The organism is Cobetia amphilecti, from assembly GCF_020217465.1.
Taxonomy (GTDB): domain Bacteria; phylum Pseudomonadota; class Gammaproteobacteria; order Pseudomonadales; family Halomonadaceae; genus Cobetia; species Cobetia amphilecti.
In genome coordinates this window covers 1,054,366-1,078,368 of sequence record NZ_CP084115.1, presented here as the reverse complement: position 1 = coordinate 1,078,368, position 24,003 = coordinate 1,054,366, and the positions used below count along the sequence as shown (strand labels likewise).

The following is a 24,003-nucleotide window of genomic DNA, read 5'->3' as shown; positions in this document are numbered from 1 at the left end:
GGCTCAGACAGGTTCAGGCCTCGACCTCATCGGCCGCCAGCTGCCCCAGAATCTGGAAGCGCCCGCCGCTCATGAAGCCGAGTGTCAGGCTACCGTCTTCCTGCTCATGCGTCTCGGCGCTCTCGAGCAGCCGATAGTAGAGATTGCGGTGCAGGCGCGCGGCAAGGCCGAAGCGCACCGGCACTTCCGGTAGCCACAGGCCGTCCGGCGTCTCACTCAGCGTCAGGCAGGTCTCCCCTTCCAGCCGCACGACATCGCCCTGATCGGTGACCAGCTGCCAGACGTCCGGCCGAGGCTCTGTCTGTCCGGGCTCTGGCTGACCGGGCTCTGGCTGACCGAGCTCAGCCGGCGCAGAATCACTCTCGACGCGGGAGCAGTCCACCGCCAGGAAGGGGCGGTCCTCGACCTGGATGGTGACCTTCTCCGCCGGCGTGACCAGGCAGTAGCTGCCATCGGGCTCGCGGCGCAGGACACGCGACAGCATGTGCACCAGCCGCGCACGGCCGATGGGCGTGCCCTCGTGCATCCAGCGCCCGTCGGCGCAGATGACGAGGTCCATCTCGCCACAATGCGCCGGGTGCCATTGATCCACCGGCGGCAATGCCTTGCCGCTGGTGGCCTTGTCGCCCAGCTGGGTGAGGATAGCGGCTGGATTCATGACGTTCCCTCCCTGGTGGTCAGATCATGCGGGGCATCACGCTCAATCGATGAGCATACCGCTGCTGGCCAGCGCTTCGCGAACGTTGTCCGGCGCTTCCGGCGCAGCGGCGCGGAACAGACGATAGAAGTTGGCGGTGGTCTGCATCGCCAGCTCATCGACGGTGATGCCGCGCTCGGTGGCGATGCATTCGGCGACCTCGACCACATTGCCCGGCACATTGGAGGTGCCACGGTACGGCACCGGCGCCAGATAGGGGCTGTCGGTCTCGATCAGCAGGCGGTCCAGCGGGATGGCGCGTGCCAGCTCGCGGACGTGTTCGGCGTTGCGGAAGGTGACGATACCGGAGATGGAGACCATGAAGCCGTGGCCCACCGCGACGCGCGCCATGTCGAGATCTTCAGTGAAGCAGTGCAGCACGCCACCGACAGCGGGGTCCGTGTGCTGCTTGATCAGCGCCAGGGTGTCTTCGCGCGCTTCGCGGGTGTGGATGATCACCGGCAGCTCGAGCTCACGCGCGGCGATCAGATGGCGCGTGAAGCGCTCGTACTGCAGCTCGCGGCTGACGCTCTCGTAGTGATAATCGAGACCGGTCTCGCCGATGGCCACCGCGCCGAAGCGCTCGGCGCACTTCTTGATGTCCTCGACCGTGGGTTCCGGGTCGACCTGATGCAGCGGATGCACACCGGCGGAAATCACCACATCCTCATGCTGCTGGGCGATGGCCGAGATCTCGGGCACATCGTCGAGCGTGACGGCAATGGCGAGAAACTGGTGCACGTGACGGGCGCGCGCGGCGTCCAGCACAGCCTCGAGGCTGCCGCCGTGCTCTTCCAGTTTCAGACGATCAAGGTGGCAATGCGAATCGACAAACATCCGGAACTCTCACTACTGATGGCCACGCGCTGCGCGGCGAAAAACGTGCTCGACCGGCGGGCGCCCATGGCACTGCCGGTCGAGATGATGAAGCGACGCTGCGCTCGCGCTACAGCGTATAGGTCGCGTGACCCTTGCCGAGCATGCCGGCCAGGTGGTTCTCGATATGATCGCGCACCTGGCGGTCCTCTTCACTGAAGTGGATGCCGATCCCGGCAGTGCGCCGGCCACTGACGCCCTGCGGAGAAATCCATACCACGCGCCCGGTGACCGGAATGCGCTCGGATTCCTCAGGCAGGGTCAGCAGCAGATAGACCTCCTGGCCCATGGTGTAGCGCTCGGTGGTCGGCACGAAGATGCCGCCGCGCACGAGGGTCGACATGTAGGCGGCCAACAGGGTCTTCTGATCACGAATGGTCAGCGAGAGCGCCTTCTGGCCTTGCTGTGGAGCGGTATCCATCCTTCACCTCCGGCCGGTCTCCCGGCACATGCAGTCCCGTGACGAGCGTCAGCGCTCACATGAGGGCTCACGCTGCGTATCAATGCGTATTCTTCGGCCATTGCCTGCTGTTATCTGACGCAAGGCGAGCAAGCGGCCTGGCTGGCTTCAGTCTAGCCTGCCCGCCTTGCCTCGCGCAGCCTCGTGGCTTTCCACGCGGGCATCGCTCAGCCCTTTCCTCGGCTCTTCGCTCAGACCTTCACTCGGACCATCACGCCAGAAAAAGCCAGCTGCGCATTCAGGAGCGCAGCAAGGCGGCCCAACGCACCAGCCAGGCTTCCAGCACCAGCTGTGGGTTGGGGTTGCCGCCCGCGGCCAGCAGACGGCGCTGCTCGCGGGCGAAGTCCAGCAGCTTGAACCAGTCCTGGGTGCGCCCGTTCTTGACCGCCTGTCTCAGCAGCGGCTCGAGACTGGGGTCACGCAGGTCACTGGCGTTGCCGGACAGGCCCATGCGAATCAGGTCTTCCAGCCAGGCAATACCGTACCACAGCACCTGCGCCAGCGGTTGGCGCTCCAGTCGCCACGCCTCGGCCACCGGCTCACCACCGCGCACCAGCGCATCGAACAGCTCGCGCAAGGCCTGACGCAGCTGACGCTGCTCCGCCTCGCCAAGACGCACCGCCAGCTGCGGCAGACCGCCCGCCATGCGCAGCAGGGCCTGAGCATCCTCGCCCAGCTGCTGCGTGAGCCACGGCAGGCTCTCTTCGGCCGGCGGAATCACCAACGGCCATTGCTGACAGCGCGAGCGGATGGTCGGCAGCACCCGTGACGGCATGTCGCTGAGCAGAATGAACAGCGTATTGGCACCGGGCTCCTCGAGGCTCTTGAGCAAGGCGTTGGCCGAGGCGATGTTCATCGACTCCGCCGGTTGCAGCCGGATGACGCGGTAGCCGCCCTGCTGGGCCGTCTGGGAGACGAAGCGATTGACCTCACGGATCGGGTCGATGCGGATCATCTTGCCGACATCCTGCGGCGCGACCGCCATCAGATCAGGGTGATGCCCGGCCGCCAGCATATGACAGCCATGACATTCACCACAGGCCGCCGCGCCGGGCTTGCCCTGGGCGGTGCGACACAGCACGCGGGCGATCATCGCATCGGCCAGCTCATGCTTGCCAAGCCCCGATGGCCCGCTGAGCATCACCGCATGCGGCAGGCGACCGTTGTCGTGTACCGCGGTGAAGTGTTGCCACAGCGAATGCTGCCACGGCAGCGGTGAGAAGCTCGAAAGCGTGACACCACTGCTGACGTCTGAAGCACTCATGGCTGCTCATCCGTGGCAGTGTTCGCCTGCCAGGCCGCCACGCGAGCCGCCAGTACCGCCGCGATATCGGCCTGCACGGCCTCGAGCGACTGACCGGCGTCGATGGTGGCAAAGCGCTCGGGGTCGGCATCACGACGCATGTGATAGCCGACACGCACCGCCTCGAAGAACTGCTCGGCTTCCTGCTCGATGCGGTCGGCGCCTTCACCGGTCTCGGCGCGGCGAGCGGCCAGACGGCCACGCGCCGCCTCGACCGGCATGTCCAGCAGCAGGGTCAGGTCCGGCTGCAAGCCTTTCTGCACCAGGGATTCCAGCGCCGAGATATCGGCCAGCGGCAGGTTGCGGCCACCGCCCTGGTAGGCAAAGGTCGCGTCGGTGAATCGATCGCACACCACCCAGGCACCGCGCGCCAACGCCGGGCGAATGGTCGCGGCCAGATGCTGGGCACGCGCGGCGAACATCAACAGCAGTTCGGCATCATCACTCAGCGACTCGGCCGGCGCCGGGTCCAGCAGCAACTGGCGAATGGCTTCCGCTCGCTCGCTGCCACCCGGCTCACGCGTGCGCACGACCTCGAGGCCATGCGCCTCGAGCTCGGCGACCACGAAGGCGACATTGGTGCTCTTGCCGACGCCTTCACCGCCTTCCAGCGTGATGAAGCGACCAGCGGGCGAAGCCTGGGTGGCCGCCGCGCTGGCGGCGTGGCGAGAAGACGTCGTGCTTGATGCGCTCGGACGTGAAGACATGATGTTTCCTGATTCAGACAGCAGATGACTCGCGACGAAAGCCCCGTGCAGCATGGCAGACCCTGTTCGCCACACGGGTTTCAGCTCATTCGCCACGCATTACCGATTGAGAATATAACGGCGCACGGCATTGTTGTGCTCGCGCAGCGTGCGCGAGAAGTGATGCCTGCCCTCACCCTTGGCGACGAAGTAGTAGGTATCGCCTTCCTTGGGGTGCACCGCCGCTTCCAGCGCGGCGCGCCCGGGCATCGCGATCGGCGTCGGCGGCAGACCGGTGATCACATAGGTATTCCAGGGCGTCGGCTTGCGCAGGTCGGCACGCGATAACGAGCCATCATAGTCCTTGCCCAGGCCATAGATGACGGTCGGGTCGGTCTGCAGGCGCATGCCACGCTCCATGCGACGCTTGAAGACGCCGGCGATCTCGTCGCGCTCTTCCGGCGCGCCGGTCTCGCGCTCGATCAGTGACGCCATGATCAGCGCCTCGTAGGCGCTGGTGATCGGCAGGTCGTCGTCACGCCCGGCCCAGACTTCCTCCAGCGTCTTGCTCATGCGGCTATAGGCCTGCTTGTAGAGCGAGAGGTCGCTGATGCCCTTGTGATAGCGGTAGGTGTCCGGGAAGAAGCGCCCTTCCGGCTTCTCGCCCTCGGCACCGACGGCCGCCATCAACTCTTCATCGCTCATGTCGCGAGTCGTGTGCTCAAGCTTGGGCGAGGCGTCCATGGCAGTGCGCATCTGGGCGAAGGTCCAGCCCTCCGGCACGGTCAAGGTATAGCTGACCACATCGTCACTGGACAGCAGCGCCACCAGCTCACGGCCGTTCAAGCCCGGCGTGAGACGGAATTCACCGGCGCGCAGGCCATTGACGGCCTCAGGCTCGAGGCGCGACCACACCTTGTACGGCCAGCTCGCCTCGATGATGCCCTGTGACTCGAGCTCGCCCACGACCCTGGTCAGGCTGGCGCCCTTGGGCACCTCGAACAGCTGTTCCTTCTCGATCGCCAACGGTGACAGCAACTGCGCCTGCCAATAACGAAAGCCCACCACACCCGCAGCCACGGCCAGCACTACCAGCATCAGGAGGATCTTGAACACTCGCATAATCAGGTTTCCAGTCTTCATGGCGAAGGCGACGACCGCACAGGCATGCCTGCTGACACTCGTCGTCTTCCGTCAGTTCGCGGGCTCGCCCAGCAAGCGCGCGACAGTGTGATTCAACTCGTCCAGCGCCGGATGCGCCTCATCCTTCCACTCAGCCAGAATCGCGCCATCGGGCTTGAGCAGGGTGCGCAGCGGCCAGACGCCCTGCACGGAATTCATGACGACGACCTGCTCGGCCCACGCGAGTGACTCAAGCCCCTCGCGCACTCGCTCGAACGTCATCTCGGCCTCAAGCGCCGCCAGCAGCGTGCCCTCGACACCGGCACGATCAAGACACGGCGTGAACCAGCGCCCGTCACGATACCAGGCCAGATTCATGCTGGTGGCCTCGATCAGCTCGCCCTGCGCATTGAGCAACAGGCCCTCGCTGATGGCCGTGTCGCTCCACTCACGGCGCGCCAGCACGTTCTCGAGCCGGTTGAGGTGCTTGAGCCCCGCCAGTGCCGGTTGCTCGGCCACACGCAGCTCGCAAACCCGCGCCGTGATGCCACGCCGCGCCTGCTGATTGACCGCAAAAGGCGTCGCACGTGCCCGCAAGCGCGTCTCCGGTGACTCAGGTGCCCTGTAGCCCCGCCCGCCGGAGCCGCCGGTGACGATCAGCTTGAGCACTTCAAGCCCCTCGCCCTGGCAGACCGCCAGACAGCCCGCCAGCTCAGCTGACGAAGGCGCCGCAATTCCCAGCCGCTGACAACCGCGCGTCAGGCGCGCCTCGTGCCAGGACCACAGCTGCGGCTGGCCCTCACGCACCAGGATCGTCTCGAACACGCCCTCGCCATAGGCGAGGCCACGGTCATCACTGGGCAGATCGGCGGCGAGCGCCGCAAGAGAGCGCTTGTCGTAAGCGCTCCTTTCATCAGAGGCCCGGTCATCTGAGCTCTTGCTGCCAGAGGCATCAGTCGTCATCGATACAGCCCTCCAGAGAACGGTTGCGGACACGATACGCAAGGCAGGTGACACCCCACAGACAAACGCGCCCCCGGATGGGAGCGCGTCTGAGGAGAGAGAACACGAAAGCGTGTGATCAGTCCTTGAGCTTGCCGAACACCAGCGAGCCGTTGGTGCCACCGAAGCCGAACGAGTTGGACAGGGTGTACTCGATCTTCATGTCACGTGCGACGTTGGGCACGTAATCGAGATTGCAGCCCTCGGCCGGGTTGTCCAGGTTGATGGTCGGCGGCGCGATCTGGTCACGCATCGCCAGCACGCAGAACACGGCCTCGACCGCGCCGGCAGCGCCCAGCAGGTGACCGATCATCGACTTGGTGGAGCTGACCGCCACATCACGTGCCGCGTCACCCAGCACCGACTCGACGGCGAGGCTTTCCGCCTTGTCGCCGGCATTGGTGGAGGTGCCGTGGGCATTGATGTAGTCGATCTGGCTCGGCTCGAGCTTGGCATCACGGATGGCGTTGCGCATCGCGGCGGCCGCACCACGGCCGTCTTCGGGCGGCGCCGTCATGTGGTGAGCGTCGTCGGACATGCCGAACCCGAGCACCTCGGCGTAGATGGTCGCGCCACGCGCCTTGGCGTGCTCGTACTCTTCCAGCACGACGACACCGGCGCCGTCGGACAGCACGAAGCCATCGCGGTCACGGTCCCACGGACGGCTGGCCGCCTGCGGATCATCGTTGCGGGTCGACAGCGCACGCGCTGCGGAGAAGCCACCCAGACCCAGCGGCGTGGTCGCCATCTCGGCGCCACCGGCCACCATCACGTCGGCATCGCCATAGGCGATGGTACGTGCGCTGTAACCGATGTTGTGCGTCCCGGTGGTACAGGCGGTGGTGATCGCGATGTTCGGACCACGATAACCGAACTGGATCGCCAGATTGCCGGAGATCATGTTGATGATGGAGCCCGGCACGAAGAACGGCGAGATGCGACGTGCACCGCCCTTCTCCAGCGCCTTGTGGTTGTGCTCGATCATCGGCAGGCCGCCGATACCGGAACCGATGGCGACACCGATGCGCTCGGCGTTGTCTTCGGTGCATTCAATGCCGGAGTCGGTGATGGCCTGGTGGGCCGCCGCGATACCGTATTGGATGAAGAGGTCCATCTTGCGGGCCTCTTTCGGGTTCAGGTACTGACCCACATCGAAGTCCTTGATGGAGCCACCGAAACGGGTATTGAAACCGCTGACATCGAAATGCTCGATGGCCGCGATGCCACTCTTGCCCGCCTTGATGTTGCTCCAGCTTTCCTCGACGGTATTCCCGACCGGGGTTACCAGGCCAAGACCTGTTACCACTACCCTTCTGCGAGGCATCGTGTCTCCTCCAAAACTATCGAATTGGCACGCCAGGGCCATGGACGCCCGGACGGTAATTGAGCGCATTATACAGAAACCTGGCCATGCGTGGGCAGTCGGTTTTCAAGCGCTTTTCTGGCCACTTTCACGAAGGAATTCCGACACTTGCCACAAGGGGACATTTGTCACGAAGCCCACCGCCTACCACCAGGCAATGCGCGCCCTGTCGGCGCGGCATTGCGCAGCACATCCCTGAACGACAAGAGCCGCACTGAGGAACAGTGCGGCTCTTGAACGTACAGACAATTGCATCACGACCATGAGCAACAGGTTGCTCCGTGATCGCTTCAACACACCTTACTGGTGGTTGACGATGTAATCGATAGCTTCCTGCACGGTGGTGATCTTCTCTGCTTCTTCGTCAGGAATTTCAGTATCGAATTCCTCTTCAAGAGCCATCACCAGCTCGACGGTGTCCAGGGAATCGGCGCCCAGGTCTTCAGTGAAAGAGGAAGAGTTCTGGATTTCTTCTTCTTTGGCGTTCAGGCGCTCAGCCACAACCTTCTTGACGCGTTCTTCAATGGTGCTCATTTAACAATCACTCCTAGTGGTACGGAATCCGCAGCTCGAAAAAGCTGGGCGTAGTTTATAGGCCACCCCAAAAGGACGCAACCACGTCCCTGCGTGGGGTTCAGCGCATGTTCATGCCACCGTTCACCTGCAACGTCTCACCGGTAATGTAGCCTGCTGCATCACTGGTCAGGAAGCCGACTGCCGCAGCAATCTCTTCCGGCTGGCCAAGGCGCGCCAGCGGGATGTTGCCGAGCAACGCTTCGTGCTGCGCTTCCGGCAATGCTTCAGTCATGTCAGTGGCAATGAAGCCCGGCGCCACTGAGTTGACGGTAATATTGCGTGACGCGACTTCGCGCGCCAGCGAGCGGGCAAAGCCTTCCATGCCTGCCTTGGCGGCAGCATAGTTGACCTGACCGAGGTTGCCCATGGTCGCGACCACGGACGAGATGTTGACGATGCGGCCGAAGCGCGCCTTGGTCATGCCGCGCAGGCAGCTCTTGCTGACACGGAAGACCGACTTGAGATTGGTGTCGAGCACCGCGTCCCAATCGTCTTCCTTCAAGCGCATCAACAGGTTGTCACGCGTGATGCCGGCATTGTTGACCAGAATGGTCGGGGCGCCGAAGCGCTCGCCGATTTCCTTGAGCACGGCGTCGACGCTGGCCTGATCGGTGACGTTGAGCAGCATGCCCGCGCCTTCGATACCGTGCGCCTCGAGGTCAGCGCCGATGGCCGCTGCCCCTTTCTCGCTGGTGGCAGTACCGATCACGATACGGCCCTGACGGCCGAGTTCACGGGAGATGGCTTGGCCGATGCCACGACTGGCACCGGTCACCAGTGCGATTCTGCGTTCGCTCGTCATCTTGAGTCCTGAGTTGGCTGATCCAAGTCACATGGCCGGCCAGATGGGCCAGCCACGAGCTTACTGATTCTGTTCGGCAGCGGTCTCGCGGGCAAGTTCCAGCGCCGCTTCCAGGCTATCCGGATCATTCACGGCCAGGCCACGTGCCTGACGCTGAATGCGCTTGCCAAGGCCGGTCAACACCTTGCCCGGGCCGCATTCGATGAAGCTGCGCGCGCCACTGTCGAACATGGCATTGACGCAATCGGTCCAGCGCACCGGCTGATAGAGCTGCTCGATCAGACGCTGACGCAGTGTCTCGACATCGTCATGCGCCTTGGCATCGACATTCTGGATGACGGTATAGCGCGGCGCACGGAAATCGATGGCATTCATCGCCTCGGCCAGCTTGTCGGCCGCCGGACGCATCAGATCACAATGCGACGGTACCGACACCGGCAGCGGCATGGCGCGCTTGGCACCCGCTTCCTGACATGCCGCGATGGCACGCTCGACGGCAGCGGTGCCACCGGCGATGACGACCTGTCCCGGCGCATTGTAGTTGACTGCCGCGACCACTTCACCCTGTGCCGCACTGGCACAGGCGGCTTCGACCTGGGCATTCTCGAGACCGAGAATGGCCGCCATCGCGCCCTGGCCCTGCGGCACGGCAGTCTGCATGGCTTCGCCGCGCAGATTGACCAGCTTGACGCCCTCGGCGAAACCGATCACGCCAGCGCAGACCATGGCGCTGTATTCACCCAGGGAGTGACCGGCCATGCGCGCCGGGCGCGGGCCTTCCAGCTCCTGCCAGACGCGCCAGATGGCGACACTGGCGGTCAGAAGCGCCGGCTGGGTCAGCTCGGTACGATTGAGCTCCTCCGCCGGGCCTTCCTGTGTCAGGTGCCAGAGATCGCGCCCCAGCGCGTCAGAGGCTTCCTCGAAGGTAGTGCGGACCACGCTATAGCGCTCCGCCAGCTCCCGCAGCATGCCGACCTGCTGGGAGCCCTGTCCCGGGAAGATGAGGGCCAGGGAATCTGTCATTGCTGTCACCATTTCCATCTGTTCAGGTGGGACTGACACGGGTCAAGAAACCCGATTTCCACTGGCTCGCAAGCGAGACGACCACTGTCGTGTCTCACGCTTCTGCCAGGGGAAAGCCTGCTTCCTGTCATTTACGTCATGCTGCTGTCCTGCGGGGGCTTCCTGCAGGAGCTGCCTGCCCCTGATTCCCGTCCGCCTTCACCGCCCGGCCGCGAAGCGCTGGCATTGTCGCACCGTGTGCGCCGAAGCTCGACCCCAACAGGAACAAATCAGACCAATTTACTCATTCAGCGTGAGTATGTGCCTTCCAGGGCCTGCGCCAGGCGCGAGGGCAACTGCTCGCGAGCCTCGCTGGCCGCGCGCGTGACGGCAAAGGCAAAGCCTTCCGCCGCCGCGCCGCCGTGGCTCTTCACCACCACGCTCGCCAGGCCCAGCAGGCTGGCGCCGTTATAGCGCACCGGGTCCAGTTCACGCGAGAGTCGTGTCAGCGCCGGGCGCGCCAGCCACGCCATCAGGCGCGTGCGCCAGCTGGCCGCCAGGGTCGCCCCCAGCTGTGCCGACAGCATCTGCGCGAGCCCTTCACTGCTCTTGAGCACGACATTGCCGACGAAGCCGTCACAGACCACCACATCTACCTTGCCGGAGAAGAGGTCGCCGCCCTCGACAAAGCCAAGGTAGTCGAAATCCGACTCGCTGCCAGCCAGCAGGGCGTGCGCTTCCTGCACCTGCGCAGTCCCCTTGACCGACTCGACCCCCACGTTGAGCAGCCCCACTCGTGGACGCTCGACCGCGTCGATGAGGCGACTGCGCATCGCGCCCATGCGGGCGAACGCCAGCAGGTGATGCGGTGCGACATCGACGTTGGCGCCGAGATCCAGCAGGCTGCAGGCGCGCGCGCCGCGCGTGGGCACCGCGGCACAGATGGCAGGTCGCTCCACCCCTTTCACCCTTCCCACTTCGCGCATGCCCAGCGCCATCAAGGCGCCGGTATTGCCGGCACTGACACAGGCATCCGCCTGGCCGTTCGCCACCAGGCCCAGGGCCTGAGACATGCTGCTGGGCTCGCGACTGCGCAGGACGCGGGACGGGCGAGCATCAGACGCGACAATGCCGTCGACAGCGAGTGTCTGAAGGCGATCACGAACACGGGAGAGTGAAGCAGGGAGGGAGTCTAACTCGGCATCCAGTAGATGCTGCGGGCCGACCAGGATGGCGCTGAGTTGCGAGTCTCGCAACAGCGCACTGGCCGTGCCCCGTAACGTAGCGCGGGGACCGAAGTCCCCGCCCATCGTATCGATGGCGATACGCACGGCGTTACGCCGCGCGCTGCATCAATGCCTTATGCATCAACGACTTTGCGGCCACGGTAGAAACCGTCGGCAGAGACGTGGTGACGCAGGTGAACTGTACCGGTTTCCTTGTCCTGGGACAGGGTCGGTGCAGTCAGGGCATCGTGGCTACGACGCATGCCACGCTTGGAACGAGTTTTGCGGTTCTGCTGAACTGCCATGGGGATTACTCCAATCTTGTCGACAAATTGAGTTCAGTGCTTGTCCTTCAGGGTGCGAAGCACACTGAATGGATTCACAGCGGGTGCGTCCGAGGCCTCGGGTTCCACACCGCTGGCCAGCTGGTCGCGAGAGACGGCACAATCGGCCTCCTCGTGGTAGACCACCTGCGGCAGGACCAGGAGCACTTCATCCTCGATCACTGTCAGGAGATCCAGCTGTTCGTTTTCCACCACTACCGGCTCGTACTCACCGGGCAGCTGCGCTGCCAGCGCATCGCTGGTCACCAGACCCAACAGGAACTCGCTGGAAAGCGGCTCCGGCTCGGTGGGTCCCAGACAACGCTGACATAGCAGACTTGCCTCGAAGGCGATGGAGCCTTCGATGAAGCTGCGACGTTGAGTGTCGATGTCAAAGGTCATGGAGACGCTGACGTCCCCTTCCTGAGCACCGATGGCCTCAACAACACGGGGCATGTTCGCCAGTGGAATCACGCCTTCAAGGCGTTTACCCGCTGACGCCAGCCGGTAGGGCTCGACCTTGGTCGGCAGTCTTGTGGTCAACATAGGCGCGCCATAATAGGGATTCCCCCTCCCGGTGTCAAAATGCATGAGCAACTTGTTGCTTTTGCCAGCCCCCTCACCATCACGCTTTCACGTCGATATGCGACAACTGACACTGGGCTACACGTCCAGCGCGCGATTGTACGCGCCTGACGCTTCAATGCCGAGAGGATTTACGGCATCCTGCAGCCCTTGTTTTTCATATACTTGCCGCGCGCCGCCCAGCCAATGCCCGCAACGCGCCCCGACGGGAGAGCCATGATGACTCCACTGGTCCTGGCGTCCAGCTCACGCTGGCGTCGTGAACTGCTCGAACGCCTCGGGCTGCCCTTCACCTGGACAGCCCCCAGTATCGATGAGACGCCGCGACGCGCAGAAAGTGCCGAGACACTGGTCCATCGTCTGGCACTCGGCAAGGCCAACGCCGTGGCGGACGCCTACTCCCACCACCTGATCATCGGCAGCGATCAGGTCGCCGTCTTCGAAGGCGAGATACTGGGCAAGCCGGCGGATCTGTCAGCCGCAAGCGCCCAGCTGGCGCGCTTCTCCGGACGTCGCGTGCGCTTCGTGACCGGTCTGGCGCTGATCGACACCCAATCCGCGCGTCACTGGGTCTGTCATGAAGACCACGAGGTCGTCTTCCGCTCCCTGACCAGCGCCGAGATCGAACGCTACGTCGAGCGCGAACGCCCCCTCGACAGCGCCGGCAGCTTCCGCATGGAAGGCCTGGGCATCACGCTCTTCGAGCGTCTCGAGGGGCGTGACCCCAACAGCCTGATCGGCCTGCCACTGATTCGCCTGTGCGAACTGCTGCGCGAGGCAGGCGTCGACCCTCTGCTGGATGCGCCGCGCTCCTGAGTGGCGCCGCGCCCCCGAGAGATACCGTAGGCCTGAGAGACACCGCAGCCCTGAGCGACGAGGGCTGCGGCCCTGACTCGCCTACCAGGGCAGGCGGTAGCTGACCGGCGACACCGTCGTCTCGAGCCCCATCGCACTGGCCATCACACCAGCGAAGCGCCGCGTGAAGCGCTCGAAGGGGGCCTGACGCGGCGTGTAATCGTGCAGCTCCGCCTCTGGCGTCAGCTCCGCCGCCAGCTCTTCCAGCGTGCCGGTACGATCGACCAGCCCCAGCCCCCGCGCCTGCTCACCAGTCCAGATCAGCCCCGAGAACAGCTCGGGATCGTCCTTGAGGCGCTCACCGCGCCCGGCCTTGACCGCCGCGATGAACTGCTGGTGCGTCGTGGCCAGCACGCTCTGCCAGAAGGCACGCTGGTCCGGCGAGATTTCCGAGAACGGATCAAGAAACGCCTTGTTGTCTCCCGCCGTGAACACGCGACGCTCGATATCCAGCTTCTCCATCGGCCCCTTGAGCCCGAAGCTTGAGGAAATCACGCCGATGGAGCCCACCAGGCTCGAGGGTGCCGCGATGATCTCACCGGCGCCGGCCGCCATGTAATAGGCACCACTGGCGCCCAGGTCTTCAATCACCGCGATCACCGGCTTGTCGCCCCGCTCGCGCAGCCGCATCAGTTCGTCATAGACGCGCCGGGACTGCACCGGGCTGCCACCGGGCGAGTTGATGTCGAGCACCACCGCCACGGAGGCCGGTGACTCCCAGGCCGCGCGCAGCCCCTTGATGATGCGCTCGGCGTTGGCTTCGCCATCCGCTTCGATCACGCCCTTCACGCGCACCACGCCCAGATGCTGCTCGCCGGGCAGCGCCGCTGGCTGGCTGCCGAGCGTGAACAGAGTCACCGAGGTCGCGATCGAGGCGATGAACAGCAAGGCGAACAGGAAGCGGAAGAACAGCTTCCAGCGCCGCGAACGACGCTGCTCGGTGACTACGCCCTGCACCCAGCGGTCCATCATCTCGAGCTGCGCGGTGCGCTCGCGCGCCTGCCAGTTCACTTCACGGTCGGAGGCGTCAGCCGCGCCCTGTCCACTCATACCCTGCCCACTCATGCCCGGCCCGCTCAAGCCCGCTTCGCTCTCGTCCTTGCCACCCGCGCCTTCACGCCAGGGATCCTGCGGCCTGTCACTCATCGATTGCTGCTCCTGTGCTGGGCGATCGCGGCCGTTACCTGGCCACGTACAGCCAATCCATCAATTCATCGAAATGCGAGACGATGCGCTGCGGCGCACAGGCCTCAAGACGCGGCACACTGTGTACGCCGTAGTCGACACCGACACTGTGCATGCCAAGGGCACGCGCCATTTCCAGATCATATTCGGTATCGCCGACCATCAGCGCCTCATGCGCCTCAACGTTCAGCTCGGCCAGCAATTCCTCGAGCATGCGAGGGTGCGGCTTGGACAGCGTCAGGTCCGCGGTGCGCGAGGCATGGAACCAGTCACCGCAGTCATGGGCCGTGAACATGCGGTCCAGCCCGCGCCGGCTCTTGCCCGTCGCGACGGCCAGCAGCTGCTCGGGATGGCGACGCAGACGCTGGATGCCGGCCTCGACACCGGGGAAGAAGTCCAGCGGCGTGGTATCGACCGCCACGAAATGCGCCTTGTAGGCCGCGACCAGCGCCTCGCACTGCTCGACCGTCGCCCCCGGGAACAGGCGCTCCATGGCTTCGGGCAGCCCGAGCCCGATGATGTCGCGCGCCGCATGGGCAGGCAGCTCGCCCATGCCTGTCGCCAGCGAGGCCGCCTGCAGGCAGTCGACGATGCGCGCCTCGGAATCCATCAGGGTGCCATCCCAGTCGAAGATGACCAGGCGATAGCGCGGTTGCGGCAGTCCTGCGGTGAGATCAGTCATGACGAGCTCCCAGCTCTCTGGCAGTGGCGAGGACGCGCTTCATCCGCTTGTCCAGCGGCGCGCGCACGGTGACGGTTCGCCCGTCGATCGGATCAGGAAAGCTGAGCTGGGCGGCATGCAGGAACAGGCGCTCGAGTCCGACCTTCTTCGCCAGGGCATTGCCGCGCTCGGTGCCGTACTTCGTATCGCCGAGCAGCGGGTGCCCGGCATGCACCGAGTGCACGCGGATCTGGTGGGTACGCCCGGTAATCGGCTCGGCCTCGACCAGCGTCATGCTCGGATAGGCCTCACGCACCGCGTAGCGGGTGCTGGCCGTCTTGCCGGCCTCATCGACGCGCACCCGCCGCTCACCATTGCCACCGTCGTAGCGCTCCAGAGGCGCATTGACGTAATCGCGGCGTGAATCCCAGCGCCCCTCGACCAGCGCCAGATACAGCTTGGTCATCTTGTGGGCCTTGAGGTCGGCATTGAGCTGCAACAGCGCAGCCCGCGACTTGGCCAGCAGAATGCAGCCGGAGGTATCACGGTCCAGGCGGTGCACCAGCTCCAGGAACGGCAGGTCGGCGCGAATCTGGCGCATGGCCTCGATCAGGCCGATCTTGACGCCACTGCCGCCGTGCACGGCAAGCCCCGAGGGCTTGTTGATGACCATGAAGTCATCCGTCTCGCGCACGATGCAGCCCGCCAGTACCTCGCGCAGGTTGTCACTGACTTCCTGCACGGCGGCTTCCGGCGAGAGGCGCAGCGGCGGCACCCGCACCAGATCACCCGCCTGCAGGCGGTAATCGACCTTGATGCGCTTCTTGTTCACGCGCACTTCACCCTTGCGCACGATGCGATAGATCAACGCCTTGGGTGCGCCCTTGAGGCGGGTACGCAGAAAGTTGTCGATGCGCTGCCCGGCCAATTCCGGGGCAACCTCGATCCACTGGACTGATTGGCCTTCGGCCATGTCGCACTCCTTTCCGGCCCCGCCTTCGCGCGGCCTGCTCATCTTGTTGCCGTGCGCCTGGGCGCACTCAGACCGGTCATTCTACGGTGTCATGCGACCAATGGGGAATCATCGTGCCATATGCCGCTCTCATCCGCGGCTCGCCGGGCCTCGTATCTCGGGCGATGTAGCGAAGCGTTTGATCTGGCAGCTGAATTGCTGGTACATACCTTTACTGGTATATTCGAGCGCAGTGAGATGGGCCTTCTCTATATGCCCGATCATCGTCTCCGCAGCCCTGTCACAGCGGCCGGAAAAACGGCGCACCCGGCACTTCAACAAGGTGCTTCACGCCGGCGGAGAGGGTCAGATGGCCCGCAATGAAGCAACGCGCACCGACATCAGCACCGTGCAGGTCACGCAAGCACCCTGTTGTCATCTACCCTGTCGGTAGCGTGCTGTCCCGCGCATCGCACCTGTCAATCACAGGCAGCGAAGGCCGCCCCAAGGACAGTCATTCGCGGCCAGTGGCCAGACCAACAGCTGACGCAAAACATCGATGTCGCTCAGGTCTCACAGGACCTGATGACGGTATCAGCGGGCGCGGAACGCATGACGCCGCGCGCCGCAGCGCAATCGCCCTTCGAGCCTTCGTTGCAGACTCCACGAGATGATGTCGCGGGAGCCCGAAAGCCGCCTGCGCAGGCAAGACAGCAAGACGCCCAGTCATTCATGGGCCAACGACACAAGACCGCTCGGGCATGAAGCCCGGGTAATCATTCGATATCCGTGCCGAAGGCCGGCGTCGATGAATCGGCAAATGCCAGGTGTTAGGGAAGAGACCGCAGGGCCGGAGGAGTACAAATCCCCGCAACACGTCCTGCCTCTTCCAAGTACTCAACATGATCATGCCGCATGTGGCCCGTCCACGGACTTGCCTGCATGCGAAAAACGCATTCCACGACATGCGCTGAGCACAACACGAAGCGGAAAACGGTTCCTCGTCGCCGACGCACAATGCGGCTGCCCTTCGGCACGCCCAGTCTAGCGAGACGACATGAAACGGATGCTCATCAACGCGACCCAGCCGGAAGAGCTGCGCGTCGCACTGGTCGACGGACAACGCCTTTACGATCTCGACATCGAGTCCGGCGCCCGCGAACAGAAGAAAGCCAATATCTACCGCGGCAAGATCACCCGCATCGAGCCCAGCCTCGAAGCCTGCTTCGTCGACTTCGGCGCCGAGCGCCACGGCTTCCTGCCGCTCAAGGAAATCTCCCGCGAGTACTTCTCCAAGGACCCCGGCCAGGGCCGTCCCAACATTCGTGAAGTGCTCAAGGAAGGCCAGGAAGTCATCGTCCAGGTCGACAAGGAAGAACGTGGCAACAAGGGCGCCGCCCTGACCACCTTCATCAGTCTGGCCGGCCGCTTCCTCGTGCTGATGCCCAACAACCCACGTGCCGGTGGTATCTCCCGCCGCATCGAGGGGGAAGAGCGCGCTCAGCTGAAGGAAGCGATGAACAGCCTGACCCTGCCGGACAAGATGGGCGTCATCGTGCGCACCGCCGGCATCGGCAAGAGCGCCGAAGAGCTGCAGTGGGACCTCGACTACCTGGCCCAGGTGTGGGACGCGGTGACCAAGGCCGCTTCCAGCCGCCCTGCCCCCTTCCTGATCTACCGTGAATCCAACGTCATCATCCGCGCCATGCGCGACTACCTGCGCAATGACATCGGCGAGGTGCTGATCGATTCTCCGGAAGTCCAGGAAGAAGCGCTGTCCTTCGTGCGTCAGGTGATGCCGAGCTACCAGCAGAAGATCAAGCTCTACGAAGACGACGTGCCGCTGTTCTCGCGCTTCCAGATCGAATCCCAGATCGAGACCGCCTACCAGCGTGAAGTGAAGCTGCCCTCCGGTGGCGCCATCGTCATCGACCACACCGAAGCCCTCGTCTCCATCGACATCAACTCCGCTCGCGCCACCCGCGGCAGTGATATCGAGGAAACCGCGCTGCAGACCAACCTGGAGGCCTCCGACGAGATCGCCCGCCAGCTGCGTCTGCGCGACATCGGCGGCCTGGTGGTGATCGATTTCATCGACATGACACCGGCACGCAACCAGCGTGAAGTCGAGAATCGTGTGCGCGACGCGCTCAAGATCGACCGCGCTCGCGTCCAGATCGGTCGTATCTCACGCTTCGGCCTGATGGAAATGTCGCGTCAGCGTCTGCGCCCCTCACTGGGCGAGACCAGCGGCGTGGTCTGCCCGCGCTGTGACGGCCAGGGCACCATTCGTGACGTGCGTTCCATGGCGCTCTCCATCATGCGCCTGATCGAAGAAGAGGCCATGAAGGAGCGCAGCTCGCAGATCCGCGCCATCCTGCCGGTGCCGGTCGCGACCTACCTGCTCAACGAGAAGCGCGCCACGCTGTTCGACATCGAACGTCGTCAGGGCGTGAATGTCGTGCTGCTGCCGAACCCGGAGCTCGACACGCCGCACTACGAAGTCGTGCGTCTGCGTGACGACCACGTCGATGAAGACGGTGCCGACAAGTCCAGCTTCGAGCTGTCCGTCGAGACCGAAGTCGGCAAGGAACCGGATCCGAACTTCGACAAGCCGCCGGCGCGTACTGAAGCAGCCGTCAAGAGCGTGTCCCACACCACGCCTGCCCCGGTTGCCGCACCGGAAGCGCCTGCCGCAGCGCCCGCCGCCGTGGTAGAGAGCGCTGACAGCAGCAATGACAGCGATAGCCGCAACGGCAACGGCAAGAACAACGGCAATCGTCGTCGCAACGGCAACGGCAGCAGCAACGGTCGCAACCGCCAGGAGTCGCGCAACGAGTCTCGTAACGACACTCGCAGCGAAGGCCGCAACGACAGCCGTCAGAGCTCGCGCAATGACAACCGTCAGGGCAACCGTTCGAGCCAGGGCAATGACACCCGCGCTCAGGCCAGCAAGCAGGAAGTCGTGGCGCAGTCGTCAGCCCAGACTCCCGCCAGGACTGCCGCTCCGGCCGCCGGTGGCGGCCTGCTGTCGCGTCTGGCCCGAGGCTTCAGCCGCCTGCTGGGCAATGACAGCGACACCGCCGTGCCGGCCAAGTCCAGCGAAGCCCGCAAGGCACTGGAAAAGGCCCGCGAGCGTCGCGAGACCGTCAGTGAAGCCAGCGCTCCAGCAGCGGCTCGCAACGACTCCCGCAATGGCCGCAACGCTGAACGTAGCAACGACCGCAACAACGAACGTAGCAACGACGGCCGTGGCAACGAGCGTGATGACAACCGCAAGGACTCCCGTCGTCGCAATGACAACGCGTCACGCAACAACGACGGCGAGTCACGCAACAGCGGCAACGATTCCCGCGGCAACGACGCTGACAGCAACAGCCAGAACGATGGCCGCAGCAGCAACAAGCGCCGTCAGCGCAACGACCGTGGCAACCGTCGCAAGTCCAACGAGTCGCGTCAGGACAGCCAGCAGGAAATCGTCACCAACGACAGCAAGCCGCAGGCTGAACCGGAGCAGACGCCGCAGACTGACAACAGCCCGAAAGCCGAAGCCAGGAGCAGCGACAGCCAGAACGCCAAGGCCGACAACGCCAGCAAGCGCGATTCCGGCAAGCGCAGCGACAAGCCGGCGCGTGGTGAAAAGCCGGCCAAGACTGACAAGGCCGAGCAGGTCGACAGCAAGCAGGCACGCGAGTCCATCAAGGCAGCCGAACAGGCCGAGCAGGTGGAACAGCAGGTCAGCAACGAAGACCAGCAGACCCGCAACAACCCGCGTGTTCGCAGCCGTCAGCATGCTCTGAACCCGCAGGCGGTCGAAGAGCAGAAGTCGCTCAAGGCCATGACGCTGGCAGGCCCGCAGGCAGCCGCTGCTTCGGCAGCCGCCACTTCGGCAACCACTGCGGTACCGGCCATTGCCGAGGAAGGTGCCGAAGCCGTCAGCGCCACTACCGCTGCCCCGCAAGGCGAAGCCAATGCCCCGCAAGGCAAGGAAAGCGCCCCGCAAAGCAACGACAGCGCCTCGCAGGCTGAAACCAGCGCCCCGCAGGGTGAAAACAGCACCGCGGCACAGGACGCACCGGCCAGCGCCGAGCAGTCTGCCAGCGCAGACCTCACGGCTTCCGTTGCACCGGAAGTCAGCGAGCCGAGCAACGAGACGCTGAGAGAGACGGTAGCCCCTGAGTCAGCGGCATCCGATGCGCAAGCGTCTGAGTCTGAGCCAGCGACAGCGGAAGTGCCCGAGCTGGTCGTCGAAGTACCTGTCGAAGCACCAGTCGAAGAGGCGTCCGAAGCGCCTGTCACTGGCGCTCACCAGGCGCAGAAGACTGAGCAACACGCCGCCCAGCGCACTGAGCAGCACGCCGTCCAGCAGCCAAGCGTGCACCAGCCGCAGGCCAGCGAAGCTGACGACGCCGTCGACACGCCGGCCGTCACCGCGGCAGAAGTCGCGCCGGAAGCCGCGGCCGATGAGCAGTCGCTGAAGGAAAGCGTGACCAGCGAAGCCGCTTCGCCTGAAGCGCCAGCCGTCGCCGAGGAAGGCGCCCAGGCACTGGCCGCCGAAGCGCAAGCTGCCGAGCAGACCGAAGCTCAGGCACCTGTCGCTGAAGCAGAGGAAGCGGTCGCCGCTGAAGCCGACACTGCCAGCCAGCCTGCGCAGCCTGTGGCGGAAGAACCTGCCTTGGAAGAAGCAGCCGCTGAACAGCCAGCACAGGAGGCCGCGCACGAAGAGGCTCCCCAGCAGACTGAGACCAGCGAGGCGAAGGTGACGCAAAGCGCTGACGTGGCCAGCACTGAGATTGAGCCTGCCGTCAGCACTGAGCGCACCGCAGATACTGTCGCTGAAGCTGCTGAAGGCTCTCAATCAGCTGAAGGCTCTCAATCAGCTGAGGGCTCTGATTCTGCTGACGGCTCTGCAAACGCTGAAGGCTCTGATGCTGCTGCTGAAGGTGCCGAAAGCGCCGTCAACGTCAGCGCCAGCGTCGAGAATGCGCCGGCCGAGACAGCGTTCGCGACTGCCGAGCGTCACGACAATGTCGCCGTGGCGCAAGCCGTGAGCAACGACTCCCACACTGGGGAAGTTGCTGACAGCGAGCACAAGCAGGCGCCGAGCGAGCAAGACGAGACGACAGTGGCAGAAGGCGCGCAGCAGGACAGCACGCAGCCAGCCACCGAAACCCGCCGTCGCCGTGGCGAACGCGCCTACAACGATCCGCGCGAAGTGCGTCGTCGTGAGCGTGAAGCTGCCGAACGTGCTGCTGCACAACAGGCCAGCGCAGAGACTCAGGACACGACCGCTCAGGATGACAGCAACACGTCTCACTGAGTCCTGAGGCTGGCGCCCTGCCCCTGCCGTCACTCTGGCGCCCCTTTCAGCCACCAGCGCTGAAGGGGGCGCCAGAAAGGCAGCAAGACAGGGACTATGCCAAGGTCTATGCCAGCCGCTCCCGTTGAGCAGCAAGTCAGAACCAAGCACTGAAAACAAGAACGCCCCACAGGCTTGCCTGCGGGGCGTTCTTGTTTTCAGTGCATGCTATTTTCAGCGCCTGGTGTGCATGCCTTCACTTCAGCGCAGGTCTCGTGTGCACGACTCTGGGCCTCAGCCCTCGGGCATCACCCTTCAGGCATCATCCCAAGCTCCCGCGGCTCCTGCTCGAGCCAGACCCCGAAGCGGGTGTGGACGGCCTCACGCACCTCCTGCGCCAGTGCCAGCAGCTCCGTGACGGCCCCCTCGCCGAAGTGCACCAGCACCAGCGCCTGCCGAGCATGTACGCCGACATGGCCTCTGCGCGCGCCCTTGAGACCACATTGATCGATCAGCCAGCCTGCTGCCAGCTTGATGCTGCCATCGGCCTGCGGGTAATGCGGCAAGCCCGGGAAGCGGGTCAGCAGCGCCTGGGCCTCGGCCTGGGGAAGCTGCGGATTCTTGAAGAAACTGCCGGCATTGCCCAGTTGCGCGGGGTCGGGCAACTTCTCACTGCGCGTGGCAATCACCGCCCGGGCGACCTGCAACGGCGTCGCCTCCTCTCCTTGCGGCAGCGCCGCACTGACGCGCTGGGCGAGATCACCATAACCGAGCCGGGGCGACGCCTGGCGCGACACCTGCAACTCCAGACGCGTGATCAGCACGCGATGCTCAAGCGCGCCCTTGAAGATGCTGTCGCGATAGCCGAAACCGCATTCCTCACGATTCATCCAGCGGCAGCTGCCATCTTCCAGCGACATGACTTCCAGGCGCAGCAGATGGTCTGCCAGCTCGACGCCATAGGCACCGATATTCTGGATAGGCGCCGCACCGCAGCACCCGGGAATCAGCGCCAGATTTTCATAGCCCCACCAGCCGGCGGCGGCCAGCTCCATCACCAGGGCATGCCAGCGCTTGCCGGCTTCGACGGAGACCGTGGCTGTCAGGCCGTCTTCTGCCGGCGTGATGGTGACCTCATCAAAGGCCGGACGCATGACATGGGCATCCAGCCACGGCAGCAATACCAGATTGCTGCCGCCGCCGATCACCACCAGGCGCTCTCCAGCCTGCCGGGAGGCCAGCACCTGCGCCCTGGCCGCCTCGACGGTGTGTGGCTCACTCAGGGCGCGGGCACGCGCCGAGAAGCCCAGCGTATTGCAGCCATCCAGCGCCACACCCTCACGTTGCGAGGTGTCGCCAGCGTTCTGATCACTTGTTACCGGAGTCATGAGCGCGCCCGCGCCGTGGTCGCCGCAGGCAGTGCCGCAATGAGTGCCTCACAGGCCACATCGATCAGATCAAGCACACGCTCGAAGGCATCGGGGCCTCCGGTGTAGGGGTCCGGCACCTCACGACTGCCCGCTGCCAGCGCGGGCAACGGGGTCGGCAGCAGGTCCAGCAGGCGACCGATCAGCGCCTGATCACCACTGTTGCTGCGCGCAGCCAAGGCACGGGTATCGGCAAGATTGGCATCGTCCATCACCAGAATCAGATCGAAGTCGTGAAAGTCCTGCTCGCACAACTGACGGGCACGCAACGTGCTGATGTCGTGCCCGCGCTTGGCCGCATGGGCGATGGCCCGCGAATCAGGCTGACCGCCGACATGCCAGTCACTGGTGCCGCAACTGTCCACCGTGACGACCTGCTCCAGACCATGGCGCGTCAGCGCCGCACGCAACACGCCTTCGGCACTCGGCGAGCGGCAGATATTGCCCAGGCACACCATCAGGATGCGCTCCAATGGCGCCTGACGCTGGGCCAGTTGCTCAAGAAGCTCGCTCATCAGGCCTCTCCGCTCTCGCTGCCTGCCGCTGCTTGCGCCAGCCAGTCGCGCACGCGCTCGAGATCCTCCGGCGTATCGACACCGGCCGGATGCGCCGTGCAGGCAATGGCCACCTGGATGGCATGACCATGATGCAGCGCGCGCAGCTGCTCGAGCTGTTCGAGCTGCTCCAGCGGGGCCGGCAGCCAGTCGACGTAATCGGTCAGGAAGCTGGCACGATAGGCGTAGAGACCGATATGGCGCAGCCAGGAATCGGTGGCCAGCATGTCCGGCGGCGTGGTGAAGTGCTCGCGGTCCCACGGGATAGGTGCACGCGAGAAGTACAGGGCACGCCCACGCAGATCACGCACCACCTTGACCACATTGGGATTGAACAGGCTGTCGACGCTGGCGATCGACTCCGCCAGCGTGGCGATCGAGGCACCCTCGTCTTCCTCGAGGCGTACCGCCACCTGATCGATCAGCGCCGCCGGCAGCAGCGGCTCGTCGCCCTGGACGTTGACCACCAGGGTCTCGGGGGCCAGCGCCAGCAGCGTGACTACCTCGGCAAGACGGTCCGTCCCGCTGGGGTGATCGGCACGCGTCATCACCACCTCGGCCCCGAAGCCTTCACAGGCCTCACGGATGCGCTCGTCATCGGTGGCGATCACGACCCGGCTGGCCTGACTGGCGCAGGCATTGCGCCAGACGTGCTCGATCATCGGCTGGCCATGAATGTCCGCCAGGGGCTTGCCCGGCAGGCGTGAGGAGTTGAAGCGCGCCGGAATCACGACCACGAAGCCGGACTCGTCCTCTGAACGGCTGTCGTCTGCCTGCCCCTGCTGCAGAAGGTCACTCATCAGCCGCGGCTCCCCTTGAGCTTCTCGTCGGCATCCATCTGGCGCGCTTCTTCTTCCAGCATGACGGGAATGCCGTCGCGTACCGGATAGGCGAGGCCATCGTAGAAGCACTTGAGCTCGGCATTCGCCGCATCATAGGTCAGCTTGGCCTGACACAGCGGGCAAACCAGTAGCGCGAGCAGTTCCTTGTCCATCGAGACATCTCCGGAATAACAGCAGAAAAGAAAGAAAATTCAGCGATCAAGCT

General features: G+C 64.6%; 22 protein-coding genes and 1 pseudogene. 2 read left to right on the top strand and 21 right to left on the bottom strand.

Annotated features, from left to right (window positions below; translation table 11 throughout):
- Window positions 1-13: 13 nt before the first annotated feature.
- From LCW13_RS04620 to LCW13_RS04555, 14 genes are all read right to left on the bottom strand, one after another.
- Complete coding sequence (locus LCW13_RS04620; RefSeq protein WP_225347697.1) at window positions 14-658, bottom strand: DUF1285 domain-containing protein; 645 nt, start codon at window positions 656-658, stop codon at window positions 14-16.
- A 42-nt stretch (window positions 659-700) separates the two neighbouring features.
- Window positions 701-1,534: a TatD family hydrolase gene (locus LCW13_RS04615; protein ID WP_225347696.1), complete on the bottom strand. Its 834-nt coding sequence runs from the start codon at window positions 1,532-1,534 to the stop codon at window positions 701-703.
- Between the two features lie 109 nt (window positions 1,535-1,643).
- A complete protein-coding gene (locus tag LCW13_RS04610; RefSeq protein WP_043331891.1) occupies window positions 1,644-1,994 on the bottom strand; it encodes a PilZ domain-containing protein in 351 nt (116 codons plus the stop codon).
- 277 nt (window positions 1,995-2,271) lie between these two features.
- A complete protein-coding gene (locus LCW13_RS04605) occupies window positions 2,272-3,297 on the bottom strand; it encodes a DNA polymerase III subunit delta' (protein WP_054555003.1) in 1,026 nt (341 codons plus the stop codon).
- Window positions 3,294-4,043 (bottom strand): dTMP kinase, encoded by a 750-nt coding sequence (gene tmk / locus LCW13_RS04600; RefSeq protein ID WP_213113336.1) that lies wholly within the window; start codon window positions 4,041-4,043, stop codon window positions 3,294-3,296. Before tmk ends, LCW13_RS04605 begins: the two co-directional genes overlap by 4 nt.
- Before the next feature lie 99 nt (window positions 4,044-4,142).
- A complete protein-coding gene (mltG, locus tag LCW13_RS04595) occupies window positions 4,143-5,144 on the bottom strand; it encodes an endolytic transglycosylase MltG (RefSeq protein ID WP_225347695.1) in 1,002 nt (333 codons plus the stop codon).
- A gap of 72 nt (window positions 5,145-5,216) precedes the next feature.
- Window positions 5,217-6,107, bottom strand: a complete 891-nt coding sequence (pabC, locus tag LCW13_RS04590; protein WP_225347694.1) for an aminodeoxychorismate lyase — start codon at window positions 6,105-6,107, stop codon at window positions 5,217-5,219.
- Window positions 6,108-6,225: 118 nt separating this feature from the next.
- Complete coding sequence (fabF, locus tag LCW13_RS04585) at window positions 6,226-7,470, bottom strand: beta-ketoacyl-ACP synthase II (protein WP_043331892.1); 1,245 nt, start codon at window positions 7,468-7,470, stop codon at window positions 6,226-6,228.
- Window positions 7,471-7,809: 339 nt separating this feature from the next.
- On the bottom strand, window positions 7,810-8,043 hold the full coding sequence (gene acpP / locus LCW13_RS04580; protein WP_024950601.1) for an acyl carrier protein: 234 nt from the start codon (window positions 8,041-8,043) through the stop codon (window positions 7,810-7,812).
- Window positions 8,044-8,143: 100 nt separating this feature from the next.
- Window positions 8,144-8,887 (bottom strand): 3-oxoacyl-ACP reductase FabG, encoded by a 744-nt coding sequence (gene fabG / locus LCW13_RS04575; protein WP_043331893.1) that lies wholly within the window; start codon window positions 8,885-8,887, stop codon window positions 8,144-8,146.
- 60 nt (window positions 8,888-8,947) lie between these two features.
- Entirely contained in the window at window positions 8,948-9,910 is a 963-nt protein-coding gene (gene fabD, locus LCW13_RS04570) for an ACP S-malonyltransferase (RefSeq protein WP_043331894.1), read from the bottom strand.
- 287 nt (window positions 9,911-10,197) lie between these two features.
- Entirely contained in the window at window positions 10,198-11,220 is a 1,023-nt protein-coding gene (gene plsX / locus LCW13_RS04565) for a phosphate acyltransferase PlsX (protein WP_192838427.1), read from the bottom strand.
- Between the two features lie 29 nt (window positions 11,221-11,249).
- Window positions 11,250-11,420, bottom strand: coding sequence for a 50S ribosomal protein L32 (gene rpmF, locus LCW13_RS04560; RefSeq protein ID WP_065392644.1), 171 nt, complete (start codon window positions 11,418-11,420; stop codon window positions 11,250-11,252).
- 33 nt (window positions 11,421-11,453) lie between these two features.
- Window positions 11,454-11,984 carry a YceD family protein gene (locus tag LCW13_RS04555; RefSeq protein WP_107335333.1) on the bottom strand — a complete coding sequence of 177 codons (531 nt, stop codon included), beginning with the start codon at window positions 11,982-11,984 and terminating at the stop codon, window positions 11,454-11,456.
- A gap of 258 nt (window positions 11,985-12,242) precedes the next feature.
- Between LCW13_RS04555 and LCW13_RS04550 the strand changes: the two genes are divergently transcribed.
- Window positions 12,243-12,839, top strand: a complete 597-nt coding sequence (locus tag LCW13_RS04550) for a Maf family protein (RefSeq protein ID WP_225347693.1) — start codon at window positions 12,243-12,245, stop codon at window positions 12,837-12,839.
- Window positions 12,840-12,920: 81 nt separating this feature from the next.
- Here LCW13_RS04550 and LCW13_RS04545 read toward each other — a convergent pair whose 3' ends face one another.
- From LCW13_RS04545 to LCW13_RS04535, 3 genes are read right to left on the bottom strand one after another with little or no spacing between them, the layout of a single operon-like run.
- Window positions 12,921-14,024: a S49 family peptidase gene (locus tag LCW13_RS04545; protein WP_225347692.1), complete on the bottom strand. Its 1,104-nt coding sequence runs from the start codon at window positions 14,022-14,024 to the stop codon at window positions 12,921-12,923.
- Between the two features lie 34 nt (window positions 14,025-14,058).
- Window positions 14,059-14,745 carry an HAD-IA family hydrolase gene (locus LCW13_RS04540; protein ID WP_225347691.1) on the bottom strand — a complete coding sequence of 229 codons (687 nt, stop codon included), beginning with the start codon at window positions 14,743-14,745 and terminating at the stop codon, window positions 14,059-14,061.
- Window positions 14,738-15,697, bottom strand: coding sequence for an RluA family pseudouridine synthase (locus LCW13_RS04535; RefSeq protein ID WP_054555007.1), 960 nt, complete (start codon window positions 15,695-15,697; stop codon window positions 14,738-14,740). The genes LCW13_RS04540 and LCW13_RS04535 overlap by 8 nt, the downstream gene beginning before the upstream one ends.
- Before the next feature lie 1,036 nt (window positions 15,698-16,733).
- On the opposite strand from LCW13_RS04535, the pseudogene rne reads away from it, so the two are divergent.
- A pseudogene (gene rne, locus LCW13_RS17510) lies at window positions 16,734-18,578 on the top strand (ribonuclease E); the annotation flags it as partial.
- Between the two features lie 2,705 nt (window positions 18,579-21,283).
- Here the strand turns inward: rne and murB are convergent.
- The 4 genes from murB to LCW13_RS04510 are packed head-to-tail and all read right to left on the bottom strand — an operon-like array spanning window position 21,284 to window position 23,950.
- Window positions 21,284-22,363, bottom strand: a complete 1,080-nt coding sequence (gene murB / locus LCW13_RS04525) for a UDP-N-acetylmuramate dehydrogenase (RefSeq protein WP_225347689.1) — start codon at window positions 22,361-22,363, stop codon at window positions 21,284-21,286.
- Window positions 22,360-22,917, bottom strand: a complete 558-nt coding sequence (locus tag LCW13_RS04520; RefSeq protein ID WP_225347688.1) for a low molecular weight protein-tyrosine-phosphatase — start codon at window positions 22,915-22,917, stop codon at window positions 22,360-22,362. The genes murB and LCW13_RS04520 overlap by 4 nt, the downstream gene beginning before the upstream one ends.
- The gene (gene kdsB, locus LCW13_RS04515; protein ID WP_225347687.1) at window positions 22,917-23,756 is read right to left on the bottom strand and encodes a 3-deoxy-manno-octulosonate cytidylyltransferase; all 840 of its coding nucleotides are present in this window, start codon (window positions 23,754-23,756) and stop codon (window positions 22,917-22,919) included. Before kdsB ends, LCW13_RS04520 begins: the two co-directional genes overlap by 1 nt.
- Complete coding sequence (locus LCW13_RS04510; RefSeq protein WP_043331901.1) at window positions 23,756-23,950, bottom strand: Trm112 family protein; 195 nt, start codon at window positions 23,948-23,950, stop codon at window positions 23,756-23,758. Before LCW13_RS04510 ends, kdsB begins: the two co-directional genes overlap by 1 nt.
- Between the last annotated feature and the right edge of the window lie 53 nt (window positions 23,951-24,003).

Bases quoted from the DNA above. Each gene is read 5' to 3' on its own strand.
- LCW13_RS04620 (WP_225347697.1), bottom strand. From the start codon at position 658: ATGAATCCAGCCGCTATCCTCACCCAGCTGGGCGACAAGGCCACCAGC.
- LCW13_RS04615 (WP_225347696.1), bottom strand. From the start codon at position 1,534: ATGTTTGTCGATTCGCATTGCCACCTTGATCGTCTGAAACTGGAAGAG.
- LCW13_RS04610 (WP_043331891.1), bottom strand. From the start codon at position 1,994: ATGGATACCGCTCCACAGCAAGGCCAGAAGGCGCTCTCGCTGACCATT.
- LCW13_RS04605 (WP_054555003.1), bottom strand. From the start codon at position 3,297: ATGAGTGCTTCAGACGTCAGCAGTGGTGTCACGCTTTCGAGCTTCTCA.
- tmk (WP_213113336.1), bottom strand. From the start codon at position 4,043: ATGTCTTCACGTCCGAGCGCATCAAGCACGACGTCTTCTCGCCACGCC.
- mltG (WP_225347695.1), bottom strand. From the start codon at position 5,144: ATGCGAGTGTTCAAGATCCTCCTGATGCTGGTAGTGCTGGCCGTGGCT.
- pabC (WP_225347694.1), bottom strand. From the start codon at position 6,107: ATGACGACTGATGCCTCTGGCAGCAAGAGCTCAGATGACCGGGCCTCT.
- fabF (WP_043331892.1), bottom strand. From the start codon at position 7,470: ATGCCTCGCAGAAGGGTAGTGGTAACAGGTCTTGGCCTGGTAACCCCG.
- acpP (WP_024950601.1), bottom strand. From the start codon at position 8,043: ATGAGCACCATTGAAGAACGCGTCAAGAAGGTTGTGGCTGAGCGCCTG.
- fabG (WP_043331893.1), bottom strand. From the start codon at position 8,887: ATGACGAGCGAACGCAGAATCGCACTGGTGACCGGTGCCAGTCGTGGC.
- fabD (WP_043331894.1), bottom strand. From the start codon at position 9,910: ATGACAGATTCCCTGGCCCTCATCTTCCCGGGACAGGGCTCCCAGCAG.
- rpmF (WP_065392644.1), bottom strand. From the start codon at position 11,420: ATGGCAGTTCAGCAGAACCGCAAAACTCGTTCCAAGCGTGGCATGCGT.
- LCW13_RS04555 (WP_107335333.1), bottom strand. From the start codon at position 11,984: ATGTTGACCACAAGACTGCCGACCAAGGTCGAGCCCTACCGGCTGGCG.
- LCW13_RS04550 (WP_225347693.1), top strand. From the start codon at position 12,243: ATGACTCCACTGGTCCTGGCGTCCAGCTCACGCTGGCGTCGTGAACTG.
- LCW13_RS04545 (WP_225347692.1), bottom strand. From the start codon at position 14,024: ATGAGTGACAGGCCGCAGGATCCCTGGCGTGAAGGCGCGGGTGGCAAG.
- LCW13_RS04540 (WP_225347691.1), bottom strand. From the start codon at position 14,745: ATGACTGATCTCACCGCAGGACTGCCGCAACCGCGCTATCGCCTGGTC.
- LCW13_RS04535 (WP_054555007.1), bottom strand. From the start codon at position 15,697: ATGGCCGAAGGCCAATCAGTCCAGTGGATCGAGGTTGCCCCGGAATTG.
- murB (WP_225347689.1), bottom strand. From the start codon at position 22,363: ATGACTCCGGTAACAAGTGATCAGAACGCTGGCGACACCTCGCAACGT.
- LCW13_RS04520 (WP_225347688.1), bottom strand. From the start codon at position 22,917: ATGAGCGAGCTTCTTGAGCAACTGGCCCAGCGTCAGGCGCCATTGGAG.
- kdsB (WP_225347687.1), bottom strand. From the start codon at position 23,756: ATGAGTGACCTTCTGCAGCAGGGGCAGGCAGACGACAGCCGTTCAGAG.
- LCW13_RS04510 (WP_043331901.1), bottom strand. From the start codon at position 23,950: ATGGACAAGGAACTGCTCGCGCTACTGGTTTGCCCGCTGTGTCAGGCC.